This window comes from Bifidobacterium thermacidophilum subsp. thermacidophilum DSM 15837 (genome assembly GCF_000426425.1).
GTDB lineage: Bacteria > Actinomycetota > Actinomycetes > Actinomycetales > Bifidobacteriaceae > Bifidobacterium > Bifidobacterium thermacidophilum.
On sequence record NZ_AUFI01000010.1, the window covers coordinates 189,440 to 212,885 of the forward strand.

The 23,446-nt window shown below is 61.1% G+C and carries 18 protein-coding genes and 2 pseudogenes; 3 read left to right on the plus strand and 17 right to left on the minus strand.

The genetic code is table 11. From position 1 onward, the window contains the following. Window positions 1-64 precede the first annotated feature (64 nt). From K315_RS0107075 to K315_RS0107110, 8 genes are all read right to left on the minus strand, one after another. Window positions 65-2,488 (minus strand): DEAD/DEAH box helicase, encoded by a 2,424-nt coding sequence (locus tag K315_RS0107075; RefSeq protein ID WP_239645887.1) that lies wholly within the window; start codon window positions 2,486-2,488, stop codon window positions 65-67. Between the two features lie 93 nt (window positions 2,489-2,581). After that, on the minus strand, window positions 2,582-3,991 hold the full coding sequence (locus tag K315_RS0107080; protein WP_202962329.1) for an ATP-binding protein: 1,410 nt from the start codon (window positions 3,989-3,991) through the stop codon (window positions 2,582-2,584). A gap of 35 nt (window positions 3,992-4,026) precedes the next feature. Beyond that, a complete protein-coding gene (locus tag K315_RS0107085; RefSeq protein WP_081666423.1) occupies window positions 4,027-6,567 on the minus strand; it encodes a TerB N-terminal domain-containing protein in 2,541 nt (846 codons plus the stop codon). Window positions 6,568-6,818: 251 nt separating this feature from the next. Beyond that, window positions 6,819-7,229 carry an arsenate reductase ArsC gene (locus K315_RS0107090; RefSeq protein WP_029576821.1) on the minus strand — a complete coding sequence of 137 codons (411 nt, stop codon included), beginning with the start codon at window positions 7,227-7,229 and terminating at the stop codon, window positions 6,819-6,821. Between the two features lie 156 nt (window positions 7,230-7,385). After that, window positions 7,386-7,916 carry a GNAT family N-acetyltransferase gene (locus tag K315_RS0107095; RefSeq protein WP_202962330.1) on the minus strand — a complete coding sequence of 177 codons (531 nt, stop codon included), beginning with the start codon at window positions 7,914-7,916 and terminating at the stop codon, window positions 7,386-7,388. Between the two features lie 43 nt (window positions 7,917-7,959). Further along, the gene (locus K315_RS0107100) at window positions 7,960-9,243 is read right to left on the minus strand and encodes an ABC transporter permease (RefSeq protein ID WP_029576823.1); all 1,284 of its coding nucleotides are present in this window, start codon (window positions 9,241-9,243) and stop codon (window positions 7,960-7,962) included. Further along, window positions 9,230-10,501, minus strand: coding sequence for an ABC transporter permease (locus tag K315_RS0107105; RefSeq protein WP_029576824.1), 1,272 nt, complete (start codon window positions 10,499-10,501; stop codon window positions 9,230-9,232). The genes K315_RS0107100 and K315_RS0107105 overlap by 14 nt, the downstream gene beginning before the upstream one ends. Before the next feature lie 9 nt (window positions 10,502-10,510). Next, complete coding sequence (locus tag K315_RS0107110; protein WP_029576825.1) at window positions 10,511-11,461, minus strand: ABC transporter ATP-binding protein; 951 nt, start codon at window positions 11,459-11,461, stop codon at window positions 10,511-10,513. Between the two features lie 191 nt (window positions 11,462-11,652). Here K315_RS0107110 and K315_RS09645 point away from each other — a divergent pair. Continuing rightward, window positions 11,653-12,201 (plus strand): annotated as a pseudogene (locus K315_RS09645) (DNA-3-methyladenine glycosylase); the annotation flags it as partial. 165 nt (window positions 12,202-12,366) lie between these two features. Beyond that, entirely contained in the window at window positions 12,367-12,759 is a 393-nt protein-coding gene (locus K315_RS10230) for a DUF488 domain-containing protein (protein WP_029576827.1), read from the plus strand. Here K315_RS10230 and K315_RS10035 read toward each other — a convergent pair. The 4 genes from K315_RS10035 to K315_RS0107140 all read right to left on the minus strand — a co-directional run bounded on the left by K315_RS10035 (window position 12,756) and on the right by K315_RS0107140 (window position 16,542). After that, window positions 12,756-13,451, minus strand: coding sequence for a putative ABC transporter permease (locus tag K315_RS10035; protein WP_052316566.1), 696 nt, complete (start codon window positions 13,449-13,451; stop codon window positions 12,756-12,758). The two genes, K315_RS10230 and K315_RS10035, sit on opposite strands and share 4 nt — an antisense overlap. Window positions 13,452-13,531: 80 nt before the next feature. Next, window positions 13,532-13,903 (minus strand): hypothetical protein, encoded by a 372-nt coding sequence (locus K315_RS10510; protein WP_029576828.1) that lies wholly within the window; start codon window positions 13,901-13,903, stop codon window positions 13,532-13,534. After that, window positions 13,904-16,183 (minus strand): ferrous iron transport protein B, encoded by a 2,280-nt coding sequence (feoB, locus tag K315_RS0107135; RefSeq protein WP_029576829.1) that lies wholly within the window; start codon window positions 16,181-16,183, stop codon window positions 13,904-13,906. Beyond that, on the minus strand, window positions 16,180-16,542 hold the full coding sequence (locus K315_RS0107140; RefSeq protein WP_238556499.1) for a FeoA family protein: 363 nt from the start codon (window positions 16,540-16,542) through the stop codon (window positions 16,180-16,182). Before K315_RS0107140 ends, feoB begins: the two co-directional genes overlap by 4 nt. A gap of 336 nt (window positions 16,543-16,878) precedes the next feature. Between K315_RS0107140 and K315_RS0107145 the strand changes: the two genes are divergently transcribed. After that, entirely contained in the window at window positions 16,879-18,315 is a 1,437-nt protein-coding gene (locus K315_RS0107145) for an MFS transporter (RefSeq protein ID WP_029576831.1), read from the plus strand. Window positions 18,316-18,968: 653 nt separating this feature from the next. Here K315_RS0107145 and K315_RS0107150 read toward each other — a convergent pair. The 5 genes and pseudogenes from K315_RS0107150 to K315_RS10950 form a co-directional block, all read right to left on the minus strand. Then, on the minus strand, window positions 18,969-20,726 hold the full coding sequence (locus K315_RS0107150) for an ATP-binding cassette domain-containing protein (protein ID WP_029576832.1): 1,758 nt from the start codon (window positions 20,724-20,726) through the stop codon (window positions 18,969-18,971). A gap of 360 nt (window positions 20,727-21,086) precedes the next feature. Next, complete coding sequence (locus K315_RS09660) at window positions 21,087-21,596, minus strand: Fic family protein (RefSeq protein WP_081666426.1); 510 nt, start codon at window positions 21,594-21,596, stop codon at window positions 21,087-21,089. Next, complete coding sequence (locus K315_RS0107160; RefSeq protein ID WP_029576834.1) at window positions 21,593-22,105, minus strand: Panacea domain-containing protein; 513 nt, start codon at window positions 22,103-22,105, stop codon at window positions 21,593-21,595. The genes K315_RS09660 and K315_RS0107160 overlap by 4 nt, the downstream gene beginning before the upstream one ends. Window positions 22,106-22,674: 569 nt before the next feature. Further along, window positions 22,675-22,896, minus strand: coding sequence for a hypothetical protein (locus tag K315_RS0107165; RefSeq protein WP_152571424.1), 222 nt, complete (start codon window positions 22,894-22,896; stop codon window positions 22,675-22,677). Window positions 22,897-23,169: 273 nt separating this feature from the next. Further along, window positions 23,170-23,446, minus strand: a pseudogene (locus K315_RS10950) (IS256 family transposase); the annotation flags it as partial.

Here is a 23,446-nt window from a genome sequence, read left to right on the forward strand (position 1 = left end):
CAACGGGCTGGGAAAGACAGCGTTGTAAGCACGTTTGACGTCGGCTGCAACCGTGTGCAAAGCATCAAGGCTTGCGGACGAATCGCTCCCACTGACGTACGCGCGCCTGCATGCCCTCGAGGTCGAGCACGCCGCATGCGAAGCCCTTGCGCACCAGTTGCGGCGGCAGGAAGCGGTCGTACTTGTTGAAATCCGGGATCTCATCGGGGTACATGAGCGTCAGCGGATCGGTAAGTTCGCGGGCGGCCTGCGTAACCGCCGCGTAGAACGCCTGCGCGTCGGAATCCATGGTGAAGGTCATGTAGTAGGGCGAGCACGCCTCCAAGCCCTTGAGCCCAAGCCCCGGCGCGCACCGCAGAAGCAGCAGGCGTTTGAGTGCAAGGAACGCGTACGTGCCGAGCCAGGGGAATAATGCCCACATGTTGCCGCCCAGGTGGCGCAGCGGCTGGTCGGCGAGCCCTATAACCGTCGCATCGACGCGTGCCTGCTGCAGCCGGGCCGCGGCGTTGCGCATGAGATACGGGTAGGTGGTTTCCGGCGGTTCCAGAAGCACCTGCCGCATGCGTTCGAGGATCACCGTGTCGATGTCCCCAGGCACGTCGCCGAAATAGGCGGGCACTTTGCCTTTGATCATGGTGCAGTACACGATATGCCGTTTGCGGTCCACCTCGTCGACCACCCACACGTGGCCGGCGATGGCGATTTTCTCGCCGGCGGGAGGCGGAGCAACGAGCGTGCCGATCTCCTGCGATTCGCTGCGTACGCTGTACTCCTCGTTCTCCTGGAATACCGCGTAGAACTTGAAGTTGCTGGTGATGCGCTCCCCTGCCACGCCGACAATCAGGCCGCCGCGTTCAGTGGTCTCGATATGGTCGATCCCAATCAGGTGGCGCAGGAGGATCCGGTAATCGTCCTGCGTGACGCGTTTGAACACGGCGAGCGAAAGCACTTGGGACGCCAGTTGCGCAGGCGTCATCTCACCTCCTGACGCGAGCGTGCTCATGGTCTGGTGGTACAGGAGACTGTAGGGCAGGCCATCAAGCCGGGGCGGCTCCACCCAACGGCGTTCCACATACAGCTGGATGAGCGCGATGCCTTGGATGAGTTTCCACGGGATGATATCCGGCGCCATTTCACGTGATTGTGGCGGGTCCTCACGCATGACGAACCACATTTCCTGCGGCTGGTCGCGTCTGCCGGTGCGTCCCATGCGTTGGAGGAACGAGGAGACGGTGAATGGCGCGTCGATTTGGAACGCGCGTTCGAGCCGGCCGATGTCGATGCCCAGTTCGAGGGTCGCCGTCGTGACGGTGGTCATGCAGCTGTTCTCGTCCTTCATCTCCTCTTCGGCACTCTGCCTGATGGGCGCCGAAAGGTTGCCGTGGTGGATGAGGAAGCGGTCCGCCTCATGCCGTACCTCGCAGTACTGGCGCAAGGTGGTGGTCACGGCTTCGGCTTCCTCGCGGGAATTGCAGAATACGAGGCATTTGCGGCCACGCGTGTGTTCGAAGATGTAGCCGATGCCAGGGTCAGCGGCCTGCGGGGCGGTGTCCGAGGCGGGTTCGGATTGGGCGAGCGGGCCGGTAAGTGGCTTGTCTTGCCGTTCAAACGGGGATTCAAACGGGGATTCCATCGAGGATTTGAGTTGGGTTTCACCGGTAAGCGTTGCTTCCGTCTGTTCCAACAATGGTCGGGTTTCGCCGTCAACCGCGTGCGGGTTGCGTGCAAATGCCGGCATGCGTAGTCCCCGCTGCGAAGCTTGCGGGCCGCTATTGAAGAAATGCTCCATGGACAGCCGCCAGGTCTGGCCACTAGCGCCGATATTCGGAACAACCGTGCCCTTGCCGGTTCCGGCGCTCAGGAATTCCGCTGCCTGCTTCGGATCCCCGATGGTGGCGGACAGTCCGATGCGGCGCGGGTTGACGCCCGCCATGCGGGACAATCGTTCAATCAGGCACAGGGTCTGCCCACCGCGATCGCCGCGCATCAACGCGTGCAGTTCGTCAATCACGATGAAACGCAGATCGCCGAACAGCGCGGGAATGGCCGCATGCCGGTGCAAGAGCATCGCCTCAAGCGATTCGGGCGTAATCTGCAAAATCCCCGAGGGGTGTTTCATGAGCTTGCGCTTGTGGGATTGCGAGACGTCACCGTGCCAATGCCATACAGGGATATCACCTTGCGCGCACACTTCGTTGAGCCGGTCGAATTGGTCGTTAATCAGGGCTTTGAGCGGAGCAATATACAACGCACCGACCGATGCCGGCGGGTCTTCAGCCATGAGGGTGAGAATCGGGTAGAACGCAGCCTCTGTTTTACCGGATGCGGTCGAGGCGCTGAGCAGCACGTTCTGGTCGGTGCCGAAAATCGCCTCACCCGCCGCGACCTGCACGCCGCGCAGGCTCTGCCATCCGTGCTCGTAAATCGTGTCCTGGATGAACGGCGCGTACCGGTTGAACACGTCCATGCGCGGCTCTCCTTTGCTCATTGTTTCATCGTCTTATTGCCTTACCGACGACAACCTGCTGTATATCTGTTCTCCATATCAGTTGCACACCAGCCTTGCCAAGGTGTGAGAAGCTCAGATCGTGAACTGGGCGTACTGTCCGCCCGCCTGCGGGCTCATTCCGTCGGACGGGTCGCCCTGCGCGTAGGAGAATTCGTCGGATGCCAGCAAATCGGCGGGTTTCTTGTCGGGATGCTGGTAGAGGATATCCAACAGCTCAATGAAATCACGAATTACCTCGCGCGGCGTAATATGCGAATCCGCTCCAACCCGCTCATATTCCACGCGTACGAACATCGCGAGGTCGTCATCGCCCAATACCGGCTCATACCCGTAGAGCCGGGCGTGGATATCGGCGAGTTTGCCAGCGAGCACGAGCATCTCCTCAGGTCCCAGCGGGTCAAGGTGAATAACCGGGGCCAACAGGTCGCGTGACCCTTCCTTGGAAAACCGCCCGTCGGCGAGCCGGCTGCGTAGCGCCTCATAACTGTAGATGCCGCGATGCCGGTCCTCCACGCACTGCGGGGTGCCGCACATGATAATGCCCAAGTGATGCGCCTTGCCCTGCATGGTGTCGTTGTACATGGTGAGCATCTTCTCGTAGTTGTTCTGCCGACTGATGGCGTTCGGGATTTTGTAGATGTTGACCAGTTCATCAATCATGACAATCAGCCCGCGATAACCGGCCTTGACGAGGAAATCGGCAAACAACTTGAGATAGTCGTACCAGTTGTCGTCGCCGATGATGACGCCGACGCCCAGCTCGCCGCGCGCCTCGGTCTTGGTCGCGTATTCGCCGCGGAACCATTTGAGCACGCGCCCCACGGTCTCATCATCGCCTTGCTGGCTGGCATGGTAGTACATGGTCAGCAGGCGCGCGAAATCGAAGCCGTGGACCATGTCCTGCATGGATGCGATGGTCTCGGCGATGGTTTGGTCAACGCGGGCTGCGAATTCAGGGTCGTCAGGGCCGGGCATAGCACCGGTTTCGCCGGCGGGCGCCGTGGCGGTGTCAGTTTGTACGGTGGCGATCCACCGGTCGAGGATGAGCGGGAGCGCCCCGCCTTCCGGCCGTGTTTTGGTGGACATGTTGCGCATGAGTTCACGGTAGGTGGCCAGGCCTTGCCCTTTGGTGCCTTGTAGGCGGCGTTCCGGGGAGAGGTCGGCGTCGACCACGACGAAGCCGCGGTCCATGACGTGGGTGCGGACGGCTTGTAGGAGGAAGCTTTTGCCGCTGCCGTATCGGCCTTCGATGAAGCGGAATGCTGCTCCCCCGCCTTCGATGATGTCGACGTCGTGGAGGATGGCTTCGATTTCGCGGCGGCGGCCGACGGTGATGTAGGGCAGGCCGATGCGGGGTACGACGCCGCCTTTGAGGGAGTTGATGATGACTCCGGCGATGCGTTTGGGAACTTGTCGGCGTGACGTAGTCTGCCCTGCTTCCGCACTGCCAGGGGTGTTGGCTGCCGATTCGGTATGGTCCATGTGCGCGTCCTTCACGTTGGTATGGTGGCGTGCGGCTAGCGTGCCAGCCATTGCCGCAGGTCGTCTTCGTAGTCTTCGATGATAACGGGCCGGTCGCCGTCGAATTCGATGACGGTGTCGCCGATCTCGTCCATCATGCGTTCGTTGATCCGGTCTACCAGCATACTCAGGCTTTCGTGCCGGTGGCGCAGCTCGTCCTCGTATGGTTCGCCGTTGAGCAGTGAGCGAACAAGGAAGCGTTCGGGGTCCGTGGTGTCGTCTTTCGGTACCGGCTTGTGCACGGGTGCGGGAGCCGGTGTGGGAGCCGGGGACATTGCCGGTTCGTCTGCTGGAGTCACGGCGGGAGCCGGTGTCGGTATGGACTCGGGAACGGGCACGGGCACAGGCGTTTTCTCGGTTGCTGGATGTTCCGCCTGTTCAGCCTGCTGCATTGCGGATGCCTGTTTTTCTGGCGGTTTCATGCGGTTTTCCGGTGTCGGTTCGGTCGGTGTGTCTTGGTCGTCGACGATGAGCGCGTCCCGGGTGAGGTCGGCGTCGTGGCGGATGCTGGCGAGCGCCTGCATGTCGATGGTGATATGTGGTCGGGCGGCTTCTTCGCATTCGTGTTCGATGGTCTCGATTGTCCGGGCGATGACCGGTGTCAGGCTTGCGGCGAGGCTGCCTGGCGCAGGCGCCTTCATGGGGTGGCCGAAGTGGTGGTGCAGGCGCATTTGTCGGTCGATTTCGCGGGTGATGTCGCCGAATGTGCGATTTATGGAGCCGTTCAGGTTGTAGGCGTGCAGGTGCCAGCCGTCCTCCGGGGTCCACTGGTAGTAGCGGATGGGGTCGATGGTGACGGTTTGCGGTTCATGTCTGGTCAGGCGCATGAGCCCGTAGTCGGGTTGCGGCTGGTAGCGTTGCGTGTCAAGGTAGATCGCATCCCAAAACAGGGATGTGCTTTCTTGCGGCAGTGTGCCGAAGCAGGTGTTGGCGAGGCTGGAGGCGCGGGTTTTCAAGTGTTCGTCGATGGCGATGCAGATGCGGCGCAGGGAGTAGCGCACGATGTCGGCGTGGCGTTTGACGAATGCCGAGGTGTCCAAGTGGTATCCGGACAGGTGCATTGCCGCATTGAGGTAGTCTTCGTCGCTGGCGGACTCGGGGTGCATCACGGTGTCGATCATCTCGTCGTAGGCGATGACTGGGAAGGTGTCCTCGCTGATGTATTCGGTGAGGTTGCGGTCGATGAGGTAGTCGCGAATCCACATGTCGATGGTTTCCGCGTAGCGTCGGTCCTGCCAGGCGTAGCTGTGGGCGATGCGGGCGAGTTGGCGGAAGCCTTGGTCGGCGTCGGGTTCGATGCCGCAGATGATTTCGTAGGCGCGGACTTTGGAGAACGCCATGCACGTGTCGTACCAGTCGCGTTCGCGTGGCGTGGGGCCGGCGTCGCCGTCGATTCTGGACCGGTCAGGGTGGTCTGCCTGGTCGGTGCGGTCAAGGAACCGGGTGCGCCAGGCGAAATATCCGCGCAGCTGGTGGTTGTCCATATCCCGGTAAGTGGGGTGCTGCCAGCGGAAGATGCCGTGCCAGTCGTAGTCGTCGCGGTAGTCGGCCACGGATGCGCCTTGCAGGTAGAAGTCGAGGGCGCGGCCGAGCGTCACGTCGCGGAAAGTGTAGTGGGCGCGGATGGCTCTCATGCGGCGTAGGCGGGCGGGTAGGATGCTTTGCCGGGAGTTGCTTTGCCGCGTGGTAGTAGGGCGGGCCGGGCGCAGAAGGCGCACTGGGCGAGACGGGCGCGCGGCGAGGTCTGATTCCTCGGGCATGATGATGGGCTGGTCGCGGTACGGCCGTGGTATGGCTCGCCTCGCGGGCTGGTTCGGATGCGCGGGCTGGGTTGCTTCGGATGCGATGGAGTCGTTGCGCCCGTAGACCGTTCCGGTATCTGCGGAATCGGGATACGGTTCGTAGCCGCCGGGCTGGATGCACGGACGGCGGTGAGCGCCGGCAGGCTGGCTACCGGCATCCTCGACATGCCCGAAAACGCCGGATGCAACGGTCATGTCCGATGCGGGAGCGCCCGATGCGGCGGGTTTTATGGGGATGGGCGTGTCAGTGTATACCGTGTCATGCATTCGCACCCGCGTCGAGGCGGCATCATCCGTCAAGGCGGATTGCTGCGATGGGTCTTCAAGCGTCGCTATAGGGTTCATTTTCGTTTCGGGCGCAGAGAATCGGGTCGCTTGCACGTCGACATCTTCTGCGGGCAGGGATGCCATCGCGTAGGATGACGTCAGATAGTCGACCATGGTTGGCAGATCAACCGTCCCATCAAGTTTGATGAACATCCACGTGTCATGGTCGGCCTTGACGGTCGGCCCAAACCCCGGAAGGGTGAGCAACGACGCGATATGCGCAGGCTCGCAGCGCACGACGAGATCATGCCCGCCGATCAGCATGGCGTATCTCCTGCCGGTCGCCGGGTGGTCGAAAACCAGGCTTCCCGGTACACGCCCGCCCGGGCGGGGTTGAGTATGCAGCCGCTGTAGCGCAAACCGCGCAATCTCCTGCACGAAATCCCGTGTTCCGCCCGTTAATGCCATACCGCCGAGTCTAGTGTGGACGCCTCACCGTGTGAGACGGGTGTTGTCGCAGCCGCATCGCAGCCGATACGATACCGGCATGAAAATCGCGCTGGCACAAATGGGCATGACCCGCAGCATCGAAGACAATCTCAAGACAAGCCTTGCGATGATTGCCGATGCCGCCGACAGCCATGCCGATGGAGACTCGAGGCTCAAGGCTCAAGGCTGTATGCCGGCGGCTGAGGTTTGCGGTTCGGCGGATGCTGACGTCAGGCCTCGTGTTGCAGCAGCCGACTGCGCAGATTACGGATATCGCGTTCGATTTCACGGATTGTGGCGGTGAAGGCGGCGTCATCCTTGCCAGTCGGGTCTTCGAGCCCCCAGTCTTCACGCGAGCCGGCGGGTAGCACCGGACAGGCGACACCGCAACCCATGGTGACCACGACATCGATCGGCGGCAGCTGGTCGAGTGTCTTAGGATGCTGTCCGCCCGCCGGCATGTCGATGCCGTACAGGCTGCGCATGAGCCGCACGGCGTCCGGGTTGATTTCGGATTTGATGGTGGTGCCGGCGGAATATGATTCGAACGCGTCTGCGGCGAACGCCCTGCCCAACGCTTCGGCAATCTGGCTGCGGCAAGAGTTGTGGGTGCAGATGAATGCGACTTTGGGCAATGTCATCGGTTCCTTGGCTTTCTGGCTTCTTGACAGAGGATGATTAATGATTAGTAATTAGCAATCGTGCGTGGTCTGTTGTGGTGGTGTCGGTGCTGTTTGATTGTGGTGCGCGGTGTTGCCGCCGGTTACCTGTCGGCCGGTCGCGGGCAGGACCGCAGCTCAGAAGGTCAGGCGCATCTCATGCCAGGGCACTCCCCCGTGTGTGGATGTGGACATCCCTTCGTCTTGGAAACCGAAGTCCGCATAGAACTGCACGAGCCGGTCTTTGCAGGTGAGGACCACTCCGCGACGGCCTTGCTCTCGTGCGGTTTCAATCGCGTGGCACAACACGCGTCCCGCATAGCCGTGACGTCGGTAATCCGGGTGAGTGTCCACGCCGAAGATCATCTGCCACGCGCCTTGCGGGTCGTGCATGCCGGCATCGTCGTACATCTCGTCGAGCAGATGCGGCTCGTCGGTGACCATGCCGTTGACGAAGCTCACGGGCAGTGTGCCACCGTCAGGGCCGTGTTGGGCTTCCAACAGCCAGAAATGGTCGGGGAACACGGCGAGCCGGCGGCTGATTGACGCGCGACTGGCCGCTTCCGCCGGCGGGAAGCATGCCTGTTCAAGCCGGTCAAGAGCGTCAAGATCCTGCACGGTTGCCGTGCGGATCGGCAGCAGGGCAAACGATGGTGTCGGTGTGCTCATGCGGCCAATAGTATCGCGTCTTGGGACCATGGTCGTCTCATGCTCACTTTCGTCTTGTGGCGAGCCGCGAGACAGCCAGGCCCGCCGCGATGAACGCGAGCGCGAACAATGCCATGAGACCGGTTGCGGCAGCCCACCTGCCGATGTCGGGCGTACCGGTCATCGCACTGCCTTGCCCGCCGAACGCTTCATACACGCCGTCCACGTACCACCAGCCGGGCAGTAGGCGTGCAAACGCTTGCAACGATGAGGGCATGAGCCATTGCGGCAGCCACGCGCCGGACAGGAACGCGGAGGCGAGCGTCACGGTGTTGACGATGCCGTTCATCGCGGCGGTGGAAACCCGGCATTGGCCGATGAGGAACCCCAGTGCACTGACCGTCAAGGAGAATACGAACGTGCCGATAAGCGAGAACAACAATGGCCGCCACCCGATGCCGGCAAGGCCGCCCTGGCAGACTGCGGAGCAGGCGATGGCGACACCGATGCAGCACAGCCATACCACGGCTGATGCGCCGCAGCAGACGAGCAACACCTGTGCCCAGATGGCATGGCCGGGTTCGGCTGACACGCCGACCCTGCACATGGTGGTCGGCTTGTTGAACGCGGTGATGATGACGATCACGATGAACGCGATGTTGAGCATCAGCGGATACAGCATGGTGGCTAGTGTCGTGGCGAAGACCCGGCCGCTCGGAGTGAGACTTCCCGCGGCTGACGAGCCATGCGCGTGGCTTGGGGCAGCCGCAGCCACTTGGACGGACTGGCCGCTTTCCGTGCGCGCCTTGGCCACGGTGGCGGCTGCTTGGGCGAGCGATGCGTCTTGGTCGGCAAGCATGGATGATTTCAGTGATCCGAGGAACCCGTTGATTTGGATGGTGAGCATCCGCGCCGCTGTAGAACCGGTGGAATCAGTGCTGTTTCCTGAGCCCGCCAGGCTCAGCGTGGGCAGAGCGCCCTGCGTTCGTGCCGCCTTGGTGAACGATGCCGTATAGCCTTGCGGGACGATGACGATCACATCAACATAGTCCGTGGCGATGGCATCTTGGATGGCCTGCGTAGTGTCCTCGATGTCAACGATGTCTGCCGAGAACGAGAGATACGAACGCAGTGCGGCGCCTGTGGCGTGACCGCCGGCGCTGTCACGGTCGATGATCGCCAAGGATGCTGTAGGCGGCTCATAGGCGCTGGTCTGGTCGTCGCCGTCGGAGGCGAGTCCGATGCCGATACCGAGCATGGCGGCCATGACCCCGGTCGCCAGCAGGTAGATCAGTAGTTGGAACATGTTTGCGCGCAGAACCAGCCATGCTGCTTTACAGGTGGTCATAGCTCACCTTCTTCAGTTCGAATGCGGCCGCCCCCAGCGCGATCGCCGACATGGCGGCGAGCACTCCTACAGTGCGGGCGAATGGGGCGAGACTGTCGTAATACAGCAGGTCGTAGAACAGGTTGGTCACCTGTTTGGCGGGGTTGAGGTATTGCAAACCCGGCACGGCGCGTTGCACACTGTCCGCGAAGGCCATGTTGCCGTACAGTCCGGTGAAAATCGACAGGACCAGGGAGAAGGCGACACTGATACCGCTTTTCGCACCGAGCGAGATGACCGGGATTGCACCGAGCGCCAGACCAAGACAATTGGCCATGCCGGAGCCGATTGCAATGGCGAGGATTGCGAGCCCTTCCCTGCCGGGGAAAGACACGCCCAAGACCACGCGCATATACGCGTAGACGATGAGCATGCACAGGAAGGTCGCCAGCCATGAGGACAGCATGACCGCGCCGATGCGCGCGAGACGCGACAACGGGGATACGCTGACCCTCGCTCCCAAAGGCGAGAGATTGGCTTGCAGGGCGCTGAGCATGTTGCAGGTCATGGTCATGGCCATAAGGATGCTCATCGCGAGGATTGCGACATGGTAGCGCACCATGCCGTCGGCATGCCTGATGCCGGATGCCTGTCGGGTGATCTCTTCAAGGTTTGCTCCCGCCAGAGCGGCGATCCACGCGCTGTCCGTCAGTTTCGACGGGTCATTGGCGGCCGCCTGCTCGATTGCCTGTGTGACAATGCGCGAACGTTCGTTGTACTGTTCGACCAGCGTGCCGAGGGTGATCAGTGACCATGCCTGCCCATCGGAGCCACCGGACTTGGTCTGGGCGATATCCGTGGCGGCTCTCTGCGAGAGCGTGAGTCTCAAATCACCGGAATCCTGCATTGACAGGTAGGCGAGCACCTTGCCTTGACGCAGGAGCGTTGTGGCTTCGGCCACGTTTGCGGCGTCGATCCGCTTGAACAGTGCGATAGCACTGTTCTTGCCGGTGACGGTCGATGAGCCCGAAGATGTTGACGATTCACTTGCTGACGCCGAGAACGCGTTGACGAACGTGTTCGCGCCACGGCTGGTGTTCCAAGCCGTGTCTGAGACCACGGCCACGGGTGCCGGCTCGAGGGTGACGTCGCCGGATGCGATGGTGCCGAATACGCCTTGGATGAGCGTGGCAAGGATGACAGGGAACGCAATCATCCAGAACAGGACGGCGGGTGTGCGCAGTGAGCTTTTCAGCTCCATGATGAAGGTATGCCACATGACGACCCCCTAGTCGCGCAACGCTGTGCCAGTCAGCTCAAGGAACACATCGTTGAGTGTCGGCGGCTGTGAGGTGACGCGCCCGGGACGGATGTTCCCACGCCGCAGCACGTCAAGCACGTCGACCAGATTGTGTTCGCCATGCTTGCAACGGATGTCCAGCGTATCGTCACTCGCTTTCACTTCGAGGACGAACGGAAGGTTACGGATCCCTGCTGGCACGCTCCCGCCCAGACCGGCGGCCTCGATGGTGATACGCTCGCCGGTGGCGATCTGGGCTTTGAGCTCGTCCGCAGTACCGAGCGCCAAATGCCGGCCGTGGTCCATAATCAGGATGCGGTCGCAGATCAGTTCGACCTCCTCCATGTAGTGGCTGGTGTAAACGACGGTCGCGCCCTCGCGGTTGAGGCGTTTGATGCCTTCGAGAATCGCGTTGCGGCTTTGCGGGTCTACGGCCACGGTCGGCTCGTCGAAGAAGATGAGTTCCGGCCGGTGGGCAATCCCACAGGCTATGTTGAGCCGGCGAAGCAGACCTCCAGAGAGTTTCTTCGGCCGGTAGCGCCTGAATTCCGTGAGCCCGACGAACCCGATTGCCTCGTCAACCAGCTGCTTGCGACGCTTGCGGTCCTTGACATACAGGGAGCAGAAGTAATCGATGTTTTCCTCGACGCTAAGCTCAGCGAATACGGCGACCTCCTGGGGCACAATGCCAATCCGGCGGCGAAGCTCATATGCGGACGGGGTCATCTGCTCGCCCAGCACACGGATGTCGCCCGCCTCGAAATCCAGCAATCCCAGAACGCAGCTGATCGCCGTGGTCTTGCCAGAGCCGTTCGGTCCGAGCAGCCCGAAAATCTCGCCTCGGCGCACCTGAAGGTCGAAACCGTCAAGCGCGAGCATGTCCCCGTAGCGTTTGACCAAGTGCCTGACGTTCAAGGCGGTGTCGTTCGTATCGTTCATGATTCCATTGTGTCATGCCGACACGCCGAACACGGGGAAATTAGGCGAGGGTTCGCGAGCCTGTCAGTTGCCGTCCATATCAAGGATGACGATGGTGGCAGCCGACCCGTACGCGCCGGACGAAAGGAAGCAGCATGGCACGGATCTGCGACGAAATCGACGACGAGAACGGCAACGGGAACGCATTCCCCATGGAATTGCTCACCCAGGGCGCCGACCATGCGGCCGTCGGACTGCTCGGCTGCCTGCTGGTACGCGACTGGCCCGACGGCACCCATAGCGCTGTCCGCATCGTGGAAACGGAGGCCTACGACCAGAACGACCCGGCAAGCCACACGTATCACGGGCGCAGCGAACGCAACCGCGCGATGTTCGGGCCGGCAGGCCACGCCTACGTGTATTTCACGTACGGCATGCACTACTGCGTGAACGTGACCGCCGGCGCGGACGGCTTCGGATGCGGCGTGCTCATCCGCGCGGGCGAACCGGTCGAAGGCATCGAGCATATGCAGCAGCTGCGCGGCGGACGCAGCGGCGTCGAACTGACCAACGGGCCGGCGGAGCTCTGTCAGGCGCTCGCCATTGATACATCCTTGTACGGCCATAATCTGCGCATGCCGCCGCTGCGGCTGGTGCGGGCATCGCTTCGGGAAGGCGAGCGGATTGGCTGCACGCCCCGCATCGGTATCAGCAAGGCGGCCCACCGGCCAAGACGCCTGATCATCATGGGCAACCCGTATGTGTCGAGCAGCCCGTTGAACAAGAAAGCCGTGCCGTTGGACGCTGCCCAGCCGATGCAAACGGTTGCAGGCGACAGCACCGCCGCACAAGCTCCGCGGGAATCGGCCATACCACCATCCTCCGCGCCGCAACACGACGGTGATGTCCACAATTCGGAACCACATATGGACACCGAGATACGCATTCGACGCGTGTATGAGGAGCCCTCAGCGGACGACGGGTTGCGCGTGCTGGTCGACCGGCTGTGGCCGCGCGGCAGGTCCAAGCAAAGCGCGCGCGTGGACGTGTGGCTCAAGGACATCGCCCCGTCCAAGAATCTGCGCACCTGGTTCGGGCACATCCCCGAACGGTTCGACGAGTTCGCGGCACGCTACCGCGCCGAGCTCGACACCAACCCCGAAGCGGTCAGCCGTCTGCGCGGGCTCATCTCCGACCACCCCCGCGTCACGCTCCTGTATGGCGCCAAAGACAACGAGCACAACAACGCGGTCGTCCTGCGCGATTACCTTCGCGATCAGCCGATATCACCGTCGCCGTTACCGAAGGACGGGGATTAGCCCACCTGCATATTCGGGTATCGCGAGTGCATGAACGTATCGTTGAACACGCGGTCCACCCAATGGCAGTACGGGTTGTCGAAGTAGACGCCGTGCGCGCGCTGCCCATAGCGGATAATCGCAGGCACCATGAGCGACAGGTCGACCAACATGATCACGGCGAGCGCCACCGCGATACTGCACCGTGCACGCCCGGGGATGCGGTGGACGAGCCTGAGGACCGGCGGGAACAGCCAGCACATGCAGGCCATGCACAGCAATCCCCATACCAGCATGTAGGGGACGGTCGTACGGCCGCCGATGTTGAGGAATTTGCCGGAATAGTCCCATGAGCGCGTGCCCAGCAGATACTGCTGGATCAGGCTCAAGGTGAATTCCACGGCCCCGCCGAGCAGCGACCCGTAGACGATGTACTGCCATGGCCGGTCGGCACGTCGCAGGGCGAGGAACATGATGACCGCGCCCAGCCCGTACACCCAGTTGACAGTCGTGATGATCGACCCGCTGCGGTTCTCGAACACGCCGTGTGTCAGGCCGATGAGCGCTTCCTCGTATACCGTGCCGACCGTGCCGGCGATGGCGAACAGGTAGACCATGTCGTAGGCGTCCCAACGTGGCATGGCCCTCGGTTTGCTCAGCCAGTCGACGCAGGCATGGGTTCTTCGGCTTACCGTCTGGGCGATATCCTTCATGGCCGCTCCTTTCGACCTCACCACTGTAGTCCGACATCGCATGGCGGTCGACGCAGGACACTCCGGCAGGGCGGAGGCGTTCAGTCCCGGCGTATCGCCCGATGCCACAGCCCCGGACGCCGGGGAGGTTGCGCTTCTTGGGCAGGCGTGCGGCGACGTGGCTTGATTGGTTTGAGTGGACAGCCTGCGCATAGCGGGGAATCCGGGTCCGGGTCGCAGCCGCCGGTGGCGCAGCCGTGCGAGCCGCGCCATGTGACCAAATCGATCGCACCTTCAGCCTCCAGGCTTTCGGCGACCTGCCGCACGAAATCCACCGGCATACCGAGCACGCGCGCGCATGCGGCGATATCAAGCCCTTGCCGAAGCATCGCAGCGACTCGGCCACGAACCCCTGTAGGCGTGTGGCGAACCACATCCGTAGCATTGGCGGCAGTATCCATGACGGCACCCATTCACATCACCAGCCTGAGCAGTTGGAATGCGACCACCGCAAGCACGTACGCTACCACCAGCCCCAGCGCGATACTGCCGGCGGCGACACGCCCGCCGAACTGGCGTTTCAACTCGGCCACCGTCGCCAGACATGGCGTGTAGGCGAGCACGAACAACAGGAACGCGATCGCCGCGGCGCGCCCATGTCCGCCTGAGGATTCATCGAAGGATTCGCGCAGTTTGCTGCCGAGCGCACCCTGCCCCTGCTGCTGTTCGGATTGGTCGTCCGTGCCGGAGATGCTGTAGGACTGGGACATCGAGCCAACCACTACCTCCTTGGCGACGAACCCGGTGAGCAAGGCAGCCGAGGCATGCCAGTCGTCGAATCCGGCGGGCGCGAACACCGGCGCCACTGCGTCGGCGACCACACCGTAGGCCGAATCATGCACATCCTCGACGTTTCCGAAGCTCCCCGCACCCGCCGTAGCCGGAACGGAGGCGAGCAGCCACAGCACAATGATCACGCTGATGATGATCGAGCTCGCCCCGCGCAGGAAGCCCCACAGCCGGATGAGCACGGACCGGACCAGTGCCACGGCTTTCGGCCACTGGTAGGGCGGCAGCACCATGGCAAACGGTTCAGGCTTCAAATCGCGGAATACAGTGTGCCGCAGCAGCACGCCAATCGCCAGAATCAGCACAATCGAGATGACATACATGAGGAAGACGACCAAGCCCGCCGTGGAGCGGAAGAACGCGTACGCGAGCACGAGATACACGGATAGTCGCGCAGAACATGAGGCGAACGGTATCAGCATGCCGACCATAACGCGCTGCCGTGAATCAGTGAGCGTACGGGTGGCCGCAAGTCCCGGCAGATTGCAGCCGAAACCGACGACAATCGGCAGGAACGCACGCCCGTCAAGCCCCAGGGCGCGCATCAGACGGTCCATGACGAACGCGGCACGCGCCAGATACCCGCAATCCTCCAACAGGGACAGCATGATGAACATGATGCCCATCGGCGGAATGAACGTAGCCACGGTGATGACGCCATCGAGCAGACCGTCCACAATCAGCCCGTGCACCCAGCCGCTCGTGGCACCCGGACCGAACGGCGACATAACCGCGTCAATCCCGTCGGTCAGCCACCCGCGCACGGTCACGTCAAACCAGTCTTGCATCGGGCCGGCGAGCGTGGTGGTCGCCTGGAACACCAGATACATGACCGCAAGGAACACCGGCACACCCAGCCACGGGTTGAGCAGGACGCGGTCGATACGGTCGGACACCGTCTCCCGCCCGGCATGGTCCAGACCGAGCCGGTGGATGATGCCGGCAGCCCAGTCGAAGCGGCGGTCGGCGCCCTCACGAACCATGGTTGCAAGCTCTTCGTCATTGCCGGCGTGCATCAGCTGCAAACCGCGCGGCAGCGGGGTCCCCTCGAAACTGTCGGAAACCGTACGCATAAGCGAATCGGTTCCCTCGCCGGTACGCGGATCAATCGCGATCACCGGCACGCCGTCAAGCGCCTGTGACAACGTTTGCGGATCGATTTCGTCGCCTTGACGGCGGGCCAGATCGTTCATGGACAACGCCACCACAACAGGACGGCCGAGTTCAAGCACGCCCGCCAGGAAATACAGAGAACGCACCAGATTCGTGGCATCCAGTACGGCCACCAGCGCATCCGGCGCCGGCATGCCGTCGATCCCCGCGGCGGCTTGCGCGGCGACCCGCTCATCCGGCGACTGCGGCAGCAGCGAGAACGTGCCAGGCGTGTCGATGACATCCCAGATGCCCGCGGAAGATTCGGGAATGCCTGGTTTGCCGGTCATGTCAAGCCGCCCGCGCTCAACAAGCACCGTGGTGCCCGGCGCGTTCATCACACGCGCGCCAGCACCCAGCAGCGCGTTGAACAGTGTGGATTTACCGACGTTGGGGTTGCCGACAAAGACCACGCGTCGTGCGGTTTCGCCAGTCAACGTATGCCCGCCGCCGGAGCCGTGGTGGCAGTCCGCATCTGCGTCGGCACTAGGCGCGCGGCCGAATCGGATGGCGTCGAACAGCCGTTCGAGCCGCCCGCGGGTAGGCGCCGTCGGCATCGACACCATGTCGTCGTGTCCGCAGCGCTGTCCGTCATGCTGTCCGCCGTGCTGAGCATGCCCGCAATGCCCGCAATGCCCGCCATGCCCGGTATCCCCGGTAGAAGCAGGTTTGGATTCGCCGTCGCCATGCCCGCAATACGCGGCGCATCCGGCGGTATTCGTCGATTCTTCAGGCTTGATATCCGCGCTCATGATTGTTCTCCATGCGTGTTGGGTTCCGCTGCCCGGACGGTGATGGATTGGGCGGTGGACGCATCAATGGCGATTCTGCCCGTGCCGATGGCGATGACGCGTCCACCGAAATTCGACCGCTGGGTGACACGCACCAAGCCGCCCGCCCTGATGCCGAGTTCCAGCATGCGCAGCATATGCCGTTCATCCATGCGTACGCCGGTGACCCGCATATCCTGCCCTACCGGGCATTCCTCCAACGTCCACTCGCGGACGTGGGCGGTACCGTGTTCCGGCCGACCCGCAGCCGTCCGATCCGGTTGTGGCAACGTTTCCGGACGCATGCCGGGTGCAGGATTCGCGCTTGGTTCTCGTTTCATCACGTACCGACAATAACCGGCATGCCACGGATTGCACAAGACTTTTATGGGAAAAGCGTATTTTTCGCCTACCCAGCGTTCATCGATATCCGCCGGCGTCCGCCGAACGCTCCCGTCCGCGTCCACCCCCGAAGCGTAGAGTATGAGCGTCTTGCTCGCTGGATGAGGTGATTGACATACCCCATGGGATCGGCGACGAAGATCCTTACCATCCACACCGCCTGCATGCGATGCGTGTCACGCGGGCAACACCCGAATCAGTCGGAAAGCCCACCATCCACGGCCCCGCGGGACAACCGAGCCATCAAGCAGGCGACAACAACAGCAAGAAGCATCATGACCGACAGCATACGACACCAACCATCCGCCGCCACCGAGAGCCCGGCAGCCGACTCCCCCGTCCCCTGGCGCACGCGCGCGGCCATCGCGTCCATCGGCATGCTCTCCTTCGTCGGAATCCTCACCGAAACCTCGATGACCGTGGACTTCCCGGTGCTCATCCGCAGCATGCATGTACCACTGACCACCGTACAATGGCTCACCACCGGGTATCTGCTGCTGGTGACTATCGTCATGGGCAGCACCGCATACTTGCTCAAACGCTTCAATCCCCGCGCACTGTTCTTCTTCGCGCTCGCCACGAGCATCATCGGCTCGCTCATCTGCCTGGTTGCCCCCGGATTCGCCCTGCTGCTGTTCGGGCGCATGCTCCAGGCAATCGCCACAGGCATCGCCACACCCCTGATGTTCCAGACGATTTTCACCCAAGTACCCGTACGCAAGCTCGGCGTGTACACCGGATTCGCCGCCGTAATCATCTCCTTGGCGCCGGCGCTCGGACCCTCGTATGGCGGCATTATGACCAGCGTATGGTCTTGGCGAGCGATTTTCGTAGGCGTCCTCCCCCTGCTCGTATGCATCGGCATCGCCGGCTCGTTCAGCGTCCACGGTACGGCGCCGGGTGTTGCCGGCCAACGCTTTGACGTCATCGGGCTCACGGTCTTGTCCTGCGTGTTCTTGGGATTGCTTGTCGCATTCAACGAGGCCGGACGGGGCGGCTGGCTGTCCCCGCGGTTCTGGATCGGTCTGCTCGTCGTCCTGGCGTTGATCGCCGTCATGGTGTGGCATGCCCGTCATGGCGCGCGCAGGCTGTTCGATTATTCGATTCTGGACAACCGAATGGTGAGACTGCGTCTGTTCTCGTATTTCGGCATGCAGTTCATCAATATCGGCATTTCGATTGTGTTCCCGCTTTACGTGCAGGATGTGCTCGGCGATTCCGCGATGACAGCGGGTCTTATGCTGCTGCCGGGTTCGCTGATCGGTTCGATTGCCGCGCCCTTCGCCGGACAGGCCTACGACCGTTCCGGTTTGCGCCGGCCGATCACCGTCAGCATCACGCTCATGGTACTGGCGTTGGGATTGCTCACGGGGTTCGCCGAATCGCTGACCGTTGTGCTGACCGGCATCTTCTATACGCTGCTCAGAATCGGTTTCAATATCGGATTCGGCATCACGATGTCCGACGCAAGTAAATATGTCGCGCCTAGGCAAAAATCCGACCAGAACTCCCTGTTCTCGATGATGCAGCAGTTCGCCGGGTCACTTGGTACCGCGGTCATGAGTGCGGTGATCGCCGCGCAGACCCTGCGTATGCCTGTAAGTTCTGCGACCGTGAGCGGCAGCCGTATCGATTTCATCATTCTGCTGGTGTTGGCGCTGGCTGTTGGTGCTTGTGTCGCCATCTCCTTCCGCGTGCAGCGGGAAGCGTAAGCAAGCGGATACAACAGCGACCGGGCCAAAACCGCTGCCCCGTCGGCTCCTGCCTGCATGCACCGGACTGATACAACGGAATACCGCACGCACGCACCGCCATCTGCGGTATCTGTAGTACCTGCTCAAAGCTATCTCATCTATTTGTGTGCGTCATCGCCTGATATCGCAAGTAGCATCGTTGATATTTCGCGGCCGATACTCGCGATATCGACTTTCATGAACACAGATAGAGCAGATGCGCTCCGGGAGGTACTACAGAAAGGCGAGATGCTCGCCGGAAGTACCGCAGATAAACGAAGTACCGTGCTACCAAGCCCCTGTGCGACACAGCAGTTACACCACAGCGAGACCATCCGCCCCCGCAGACTCCACCCGTCAAATGATCTCGCCGCCATGCGACACCCCGACTGTGTGAGCCAATCCTCACACGAAGACGGTCGACGCGATGGAATCAGCCAAATCCAACCATCGGACCGGCCGGTGTGTGAGCCAATCCTCACACACCGGCCCTCGACGTCCCGCAAATCCCTAATCCAGTCTCGCCTAGCCGTCACTCTGTCAGCCAATCCTCACACACTGAACATACCGACGGAGTCGATGGACGCCCCACGCGCCCATCACCTACCAACCACCGCGGCCCCGTTACTCACCTACGCGTGCACCTGCCACAGCTGGGTGACCGCCTCGCGCAGGAACGGCATGTCGTGGCTGACGACGATGACCGCCCCACGGTACGCGGCGAGCGCCCGGGCGAGCGCCTGCCTGGAGTGCAGGTCGAGGTGGTTGGTCGGTTCGTCCATGATAATCAGATGCGGGTGACGCGTGACGCCGAGGCACAGGAGCAGTTTTCGCAGTTCACCCGGCGAGGGTTCGCTGGTGGCGGCGAGGATGCGGTCGGGGTCGGCGTTGAGCTGGGCCATGGCTGAGAGCACGTCGCCACGGTCGGCAGAAGTGAGTTGCGCAAGCTGGTCGAGCGCGGCGTGCGCGTCGTCGCTTGAGGTGTTCTGCGCGATGACGAGCCGCGGCACGTCGAATGGCTGTGTGTCGAGTCGTGCGAGCAGCGCGTTGAGGATGGTTGTTTTGCCGGCGCCGTTCGGCCCGATGATGCCGATATGGTCGTTCGGGCCGACGCTGAGCATCGGAATTTGCACGCCGTCCGGGGTGTGCCAGGCGTGTGCGGTCACGGGGATATCCGACGCTGATTCTGTTATACCCGCCGATTGCTTGATATCAGTCGGTTTCCTTGACCTTGCAGATTCCGCCGCATTGCCGCTCTTACCGCTTACACCAATAACACGGTCGCTAGATTGCGCCAAAACCTGCACTGCCGCTTCCCCGAACGGAATAACACCCGCGTCTAGGCGGACGAGTTCCATCGCATGGCTGGGTTCGATGCTGGCGAATGCGGTCAGGTCCCCGTCGTAGCGTTTCGCGGCGACCGTGATGGAGTCCGCCGTCTGCCGTGCGGCCTCAACCCGGGCGTCGAGGCGCGCCTGCGCTGAGCCGGCGGAGCCGTCGACACTGGTCATTTTGGCGAGTTTGGCGGCGTTGCGTGCATCATGGTCTTTGCGGTCGATGCTGCGGTTCGCCCGCCATGATGTCGCTGCGAGCGCCGCCTCATGCCTGCGGGATGCGCTTTCGCGTTGCAATCGCGCGGCTTCCTTGTGCGCCTGTTCGAGCGCCCGCTGTTCGCCCGCCTGCTGGGTTTGCGCGTCGGCGAATGCGGCCGTGTAGTTGCCGGGACGCACGATGACCTGAGTCACGTTGTTGTGTCCGATATGACGGCGTTCGAAGCAGGCGCACCGCATGGCGACCTGGTCGATGAGTTCAATGTCGTGACTGACGACGATACCGACGCGTCCACGTCGTGGTGCTGGAAGCGCGGCAGGCACGGATGCAGGCGAGTCGGCACCACCGCCCTGCCCAGTGAAATCAAGCATGGCCCGCGCGATGGTATCGCGTGTCGGCGCGTCGACGTGGTTGGTCGGCTCGTCGAGGATCAGTACGTCAGGCTGCAGGGCGAGCGCACACGCGATTTGCAACCGTTTGCGTTCGCCGCCCGAGAGCGTGTCGTACCGGTATGGCCGGTCGTCCGCGATGCCGAGCGTGTCGCGGATTGCTATGGTTTCCGGGCTCCAGTCGCCGGCAAAATCATCCAGATTGGCCGGCACGACGGCGACATCCTGCGGGCAGAAGGCGATAACCGCGCCGGACGGGCTGACTTGCCCGCGTTCCGGTGTGAGCGCGCCGCGTGCGATGTGCATGAGTGTGGATTTGCCGATGCCGTTGTCGCCAAGCACGGCGGTCCAGCCGGGCGCAAACGTGACGGTAACGTCTTCGAAAATCGGTTCCGGCGCCCCGAGGTACGTGTAGGTGATATGTGACAGATTCAATCCTGTGATAGACATGCTGTGGTCGATACTGGCAGAAACGGTGGACGGGGCATCGGCGCTGGCGTGCAACTCTGCGGTCACAGCGCGGCGAGATTACGATTGGGATGGCCTACCAATTGTCGCTATCGGCCCACAGTGCGATGCAGCAGTCGCACTTCGGCAAGATAACCGACGATATGTCCTCACTACGGAAGTTATCTGCCCGCTGTGCGACACCACGCTCACACCGCAAGCCAGATACCTGCAGTGAAAGTCCCCGGGAGTGACATTACCAAGTCACCGTGCGACACCAGAGCCGTATATCAACATAACACGCAAGCGTACAGGAAATTAACTGGCGGACCCTCCTGATTCTTGATGATGGCCCCAACCGCATCACTCTCTCTTGAATTCCTCCGTTGACGCCATTTTCTGCGAATGCGTACGCAGGAAGTCACTGAAATCCTTCTCTCCTGTTTCCCCAGTGACTAGCTGTTGTATGTATATATATACCTCGTTCTCTCGTGTCTCAACAGCATCTTGCGTTGTTGTCTCAATATGTTCAGATTTCAATATTGAGAAGCACGAGACCATCGTCGTTCGTTTATTGCCATCTGCAAAAATGTGCCCTTTGGCCATGTGGTAGGCAAAATGAGCCATTTGCTCAAAAATAGCGCTGAACCGATCAGCGGGTTTAGTTCCAAAATGATCACCGAAAGACGAGAGAATAACCGACTCTATTCTGCCTTCAATTTGGGTACGCACGGCATCGGGAATCCGTGCCCCTAAGCTGAATCCGCGCTCTTTTACTACTTCCCGGTGGATATCCATGAGTGATGAGACCAACATGGAAATTGCCTCATCACTCATGGAAATCGGAGCATACCCCCGAGAACCGGCAGTCACGTGTTCTCCAACAATCGTAACGTGTTCTTATATTTTGTGGTGACATGCTTAATTGCCCCAACCAGTGTGAACTCAGGATCAAAGCCCTTGATATCCGCAGAATGCAGAATCAAATCATCGTCAATCCGGACATCCATATCTTTCCGATATGCCTTTGACCATGCACCTCCCGGCTGATGCGACAGACGAACGAGATCATATCCCGAAAGCCAACCGTAATCACGCCACAATGTCTCAAGAACGGACTGCTCACGATCTGTAAGACTTGGCGGTTCGCCCAGATATTGTCGAACAGGCTGCCTGCCGTACCTCTCGTATTCGTGGTACACGTTTGGACATACCGGCCCGTACTCCCAAGCTTCGATAGCGTCACTGAACAGCGCCAACCCATCGCGCTTCAACGATTCGACTTGGGCATAGAAACACAGCTTGTTCAGTACCAGATTGGACAGCTCAGCATCATTGCCATGATGCGAAATCAGCCATGCGGCGACATCTTTCGACTGCATGTTCACCACCCTCTCCACTATCGGATCCTAGAATATAGTTCATCAAATCATAGCATGGCATAAGTATGAAAACCCGTATCCTCGCTAAGCGATAACCCAATGTTCACGCGCAGGCAAAGACAATGGCTTTGTCTTCGCGGATGGATGCAGTCCATGCGGCACCCCGACTATACAACGTGCCGTTACAGCTACGCAATGCCAATAACAAGCCGATACTGAGCCGCTGTGGGACTTTCCAAATATGCGCATGCAATACGCGAACACACGTGATGGGAAAAACCAGCCTGGACTAAGCATATGGTGATTACGCAGACCCATACCACAGTGCATTTGAGCACTGTTAGTAACGGGTGTATTGTCGTTTCCAGAACGTAGACACGCTTTCGGTTCGGCCGGGGCGTTTCGGGGCGGACTGTCGGCATCACGGCAGTCCGCTTTTTCTCTTAATGCCTTCTACTCGCCCGCCTCACGTCAAGTTACCCCCGAGTCACATACCATCTGCAAAGTGGCACAACTACCAGCCGGAAACAGAACGCGACGGCGCTCAAGCGACCACAGACGACCAGCCCCTAAACCTTGCCCTGGGCATGAAGCCGATCATATTCTTCACCAGCCTCGAACTGATTGAAATCAGTCCCATGCTCGAGCGCGTATTTGAATCTCGCGTTTACCCACGCCGCTTTTGCATCATCCCACGGGACAATACCGTCGCGTTTGTTTAGCGCAGATTCCTCCTCGGCACTGATCCTGACGAGACTGTTGGCAGCGAAGCAGAACTTATCTGAATCCATGCGGATGATTGTAGACACAGCGAAATACGAAAACAACTTAGTCAGGGAGCAAGAAAGGTATAATCAGATTCCAAATTATCAATAATGCAGCAATGAATATATATCAATACATGTCGGTCCTATAATTTCAGATTGATACATAGAGAGAAAAGTATGAGAGTCGAATACCACATTACCAACCAAAAAGATTATGACGACTGCAAAGGTATCTATTTCCCCGAAGGGGTAGATGTCGGCATATAGGAACCAAAGTTATTGCTTTAGACTTCTCGTTCAGGTGTTGAAGACGGGCATGTGCAGGTCTGTCCATTCGATTGAGGTGCCGGGTTCCGGGGCGTCTCCGCCGGGGGTTTCGTCTGTTTCGGCGTGGGCGGGTGGTGTCGTGTCATCCGGTATGGCGAAGCGGTAGGGGTCCGGCTTGGCGCTCTTCATGTAGCATGCCCATTCGCACGCGAGGACGCGGTGTCGTCCGGGAAGGCCGCGGTGATTGACGAGCATGCGTTTGATCGGCGCGTTGATTCCGCCCTCGAGGCGGTTGGTGGTGCACGGA

Excerpts from the sequence above, each read along its gene's own strand:
- K315_RS0107075 (WP_239645887.1), bottom strand. The coding sequence starts at position 2,488 with ATGAGCAAAGGAGAGCCGCGCATGGACGTGTTCAACCGGTACGCGCCG.
- K315_RS0107080 (WP_202962329.1), bottom strand. The coding sequence starts at position 3,991 with ATGGACCATACCGAATCGGCAGCCAACACCCCTGGCAGTGCGGAAGCA.
- K315_RS0107085 (WP_081666423.1), bottom strand. The coding sequence starts at position 6,567 with ATGGCATTAACGGGCGGAACACGGGATTTCGTGCAGGAGATTGCGCGG.
- K315_RS0107090 (WP_029576821.1), bottom strand. The coding sequence starts at position 7,229 with ATGACATTGCCCAAAGTCGCATTCATCTGCACCCACAACTCTTGCCGC.
- K315_RS0107095 (WP_202962330.1), bottom strand. The coding sequence starts at position 7,916 with ATGAGCACACCGACACCATCGTTTGCCCTGCTGCCGATCCGCACGGCA.
- K315_RS0107100 (WP_029576823.1), bottom strand. The coding sequence starts at position 9,243 with ATGACCACCTGTAAAGCAGCATGGCTGGTTCTGCGCGCAAACATGTTC.
- K315_RS0107105 (WP_029576824.1), bottom strand. The coding sequence starts at position 10,501 with ATGTGGCATACCTTCATCATGGAGCTGAAAAGCTCACTGCGCACACCC.
- K315_RS0107110 (WP_029576825.1), bottom strand. The coding sequence starts at position 11,461 with ATGAACGATACGAACGACACCGCCTTGAACGTCAGGCACTTGGTCAAA.
- K315_RS10230 (WP_029576827.1), top strand. The coding sequence starts at position 12,367 with ATGGACACCGAGATACGCATTCGACGCGTGTATGAGGAGCCCTCAGCG.
- K315_RS10035 (WP_052316566.1), bottom strand. The coding sequence starts at position 13,451 with ATGAAGGATATCGCCCAGACGGTAAGCCGAAGAACCCATGCCTGCGTC.
- K315_RS10510 (WP_029576828.1), bottom strand. The coding sequence starts at position 13,903 with ATGGGTGCCGTCATGGATACTGCCGCCAATGCTACGGATGTGGTTCGC.
- feoB (WP_029576829.1), bottom strand. The coding sequence starts at position 16,183 with ATGAGCGCGGATATCAAGCCTGAAGAATCGACGAATACCGCCGGATGC.
- K315_RS0107140 (WP_238556499.1), bottom strand. The coding sequence starts at position 16,542 with ATGAAACGAGAACCAAGCGCGAATCCTGCACCCGGCATGCGTCCGGAA.
- K315_RS0107145 (WP_029576831.1), top strand. The coding sequence starts at position 16,879 with ATGACCGACAGCATACGACACCAACCATCCGCCGCCACCGAGAGCCCG.
- K315_RS0107150 (WP_029576832.1), bottom strand. The coding sequence starts at position 20,726 with ATGTCTATCACAGGATTGAATCTGTCACATATCACCTACACGTACCTC.
- K315_RS0107160 (WP_029576834.1), bottom strand. The coding sequence starts at position 22,105 with ATGCAGTCGAAAGATGTCGCCGCATGGCTGATTTCGCATCATGGCAAT.
- K315_RS0107165 (WP_152571424.1), bottom strand. The coding sequence starts at position 22,896 with ATGGATTCAGATAAGTTCTGCTTCGCTGCCAACAGTCTCGTCAGGATC.